This window comes from Acinetobacter sp. YH12021 (assembly GCF_013420145.1).
Classification (GTDB): Bacteria; Pseudomonadota; Gammaproteobacteria; order Pseudomonadales; family Moraxellaceae; genus Acinetobacter; species Acinetobacter towneri.
On the sequence record NZ_VOYT01000055.1, the window covers coordinates 1 to 2,811 of the forward strand.

The following is a 2,811-nucleotide window of genomic DNA, read 5'->3' on the forward strand; positions in this document are numbered from 1 at the left end:
ATGAAGACGGCTTACGCCACCATCAAAGGTATTGAGGTGATGCGTGCACTACGCAAAGGCCAGGCCTCAGCATTTTATTATGGTGATCCCCTGGGCGAAATGCGCCTGGTAAGCAGAGTTTTTGAAACGTAAGGCCTTTGAATAAGACAAAAGGCTGCCTCATCGCTAACTTTGCAACAGTGCCCTCGCGATGACATCGCCCAGCGGCTGGCCATCATCCTGTGCATCGACCAGGGCGCCCCCGATCTCGGCGAAGGATTTCAGGGTGTCACGCACCACCCCCGCTTCGTCTGCGACCTTTGCATGGCAAATACGCTCCGAAGCACGGTAGAGACGGCCGACGATCCGGTCGTGGGTTTCGACCACTGCGTCGGCCAACATCGCCTGCCATTCCGAGACGCAAACAGCCAAGATCGCAAGCCGCCTGTCCTCCGGGAGATCGCGCATGCCGTCGGCATAATACCGTTCACCCTGCCTGCGCAGACGAGTCACCCGATGGGCAGGAACGCCGGCAAGCAGATCCTCGGGGAGATCGACGCGTTGCAGATATTCGAGCCGGTCGAGCAGCCGGTTGGCCGACGAAGAGTTCGAGCCAGGCTCGAACTGGCGCAGCCACACAAAACGGGTCACCCGATCATCAGCCGTCTCCTCGAGCAATGCCAGCAACTGTTCTCGGATCGACATAGGCAGCCGACTGGCGATCCTCGTCTCGATGCGTCGCTCGGCATCGACGAGAGCCGCGGCACAAAGCCGCTCGATCGTGGATGTCGCGGGAAGGACAGTGCGGGTGCGTCGGCACTCGGCTACGAAGCGACGGGCGATATCCTCGTTCGACACCGCCATCTCGGCTTCTCGGAACAACCATTCCTTCAGCTCGCTCGCACCACGTCCGGAGAAGGTGCGGAAGCCGTAGAGCCCCCGTAACTCGGCAAGATGCTCGTGCCGTGTTTCCTCGCGGGCAGCATAGTCTACGAGATCGTCGGCACCCAGGCCAAGCTGCGCTCCGATAAATTCGATGACCTCTGCAGGGATCAGTTCGCCTGGAGCCAGCACCCGGCCGGGATAGCGCAGGACACACAATTGCAGGGCGAAGCCGAACCTGTTGTGAGCGCGCCGACGCAGCCTGATATGCCCAAAGTCTTCATCACTCAGCGTATAGTGCTTGAGCAAATCCGTCTGTGAAGTCGGCAAGCGCAACAGCGCGTCTTTCTGCCGATCGGTTAGAGTGACGCGACGCGGCATACATGTTCCTTTTTCAAAATCTGATAGCGTTCAAGACGCTTTGTTTATGAAGCTGGTTGAGATACATTTCCAGAGGTCAATGCAATCGTGGCCGAAGCGCCGCCTCAAACCAACGTTTGTGATACATGCTGATCGGATATGCCCGCGTCTCCAAAGCCGATGGCTCGCAGTCTCTCGACCTGCAGCACGACGCCTTGCGCGCCGCAGGTGTCGAACGGGACAATATCTATGATGATCTTGCTTCCGGCGGTCGTGATGATCGCCCTGGCTTGACTGCCTGCCTCAAGTCATTGCGTGACGGCGATGTGCTGGTGGTCTGGAAGCTCGATCGCCTCGGACGATCGCTTGCCCATCTGGTCAACACGGTGAAGGAGCTGTCAGACCGCAAGATCGGCCTGCGGGTTCTGACTGGAAAGGGCGCTCAGATCGACACCACGACTGCGTCCGGTCGCATGGTGTTCGGAATCTTCGCCACCTTGGCCGAGTTCGAGCGGGATCTGATCCGAGAGCGCACCATGGCGGGTCTCGCCTCCGCGAGAGCGCGCGGTCGCAAGGGCGGACGAAAATTCGCGCTCACCAAAGCTCAGGTGCGTCTCGCGCAAGCCGCCATGGCCCAGCGCGATACTTCAGTTTCCGATCTCTGCAAGGAACTCGGCATCGAGCGCGTCACTCTCTACCGATATGTCGGTCCCAAAGGCGAGCTCAGAGACCATGGAAAGCATGTTCTCGGACTTACGTAGCAACTCGTTTCTTTTCGCAGGTTGAGCCACAGAGGTGGATCAGGAAATTTGAACAACACTTATAAGTGATATTTTGCTCCCCAAATGATGTTATAAACATCAATATATGGAGTATTTTATGACACGTAGACCAAGAAGAAATCATTCAAATGACTTTAAAGCTAAGGTAGCACTTGCTGCGATTAAAGCAGAAAAAACACTTGCTGAATTGAGTGCTGAATTTGATGTTCATCAAAACCAAATTATTGACTGGAAAAATCAACTGATTTCAGCTTCCTCGCAAGCTTTCGATCAATCAAAAGCTCCAACAGAACCACCCATCGATCTAAAAAAACTACATGCAAAAATCGGTGAGCAGGCATTAGAAATTGATTTTTTAGAAGGTGTGTTGAAGAAACTGGGTCGCTTCAACCACAAAAGTTAATCGATGACTCACTTCAGATTTCAGTATCTAAGCAAGCTAAGCTGCTGAAAGTCTCCCGTGGTTGTTATTACTATCGCCCAAAACCTGTGAGTGAATCAGATCTGAAGCTGATGCGCTGTATGGATGAGTTACATATGCAATACCCTTTTGCAGGTAGCCGTATGATGCGTGATTTATTGAATCGTCAAGGACATCATATAGGACGACGTCATACACGTACTTTAATGAAGAAAATGGGCATTAATGCGTTATATCGTAAACCAAATCTAAGTCAGGCCAATCAAGCTCACCGTAAATATCCATATCTGCTCAAAGGGTTGGCTATTCAGCGCAGTAATCAAGTGTGGTCTACGGATATAACGTATATCCCTATGGCAAAAGGCTTTGTTTATTTATGTGCTGTGA

1 protein-coding gene and 3 pseudogenes are annotated in these 2,811 nt (G+C 53.2%); 3 read left to right on the plus strand and 1 reads right to left on the minus strand.

The genetic code is table 11. The features are described from left to right. A pseudogene (locus tag FTT91_RS14360) lies at positions 1-132 on the plus strand (IS6 family transposase); the annotation flags it as partial. 423 nt (positions 133-555) lie between these two features. On the opposite strand, the pseudogene FTT91_RS14365 reads toward FTT91_RS14360, so the two are convergent. Continuing rightward, positions 556-1,242 (minus strand): annotated as a pseudogene (locus FTT91_RS14365) (DUF4158 domain-containing protein); the annotation flags it as partial. 125 nt (positions 1,243-1,367) lie between these two features. Here FTT91_RS14365 and FTT91_RS14370 point away from each other — a divergent pair. Next, positions 1,368-1,982 (plus strand): recombinase family protein, encoded by a 615-nt coding sequence (locus FTT91_RS14370; RefSeq protein WP_000904906.1) that lies wholly within the window; start codon positions 1,368-1,370, stop codon positions 1,980-1,982. Positions 1,983-2,088: 106 nt separating this feature from the next. Beyond that, positions 2,089-2,811, plus strand: a pseudogene (locus FTT91_RS14375) (IS3 family transposase); the annotation flags it as partial.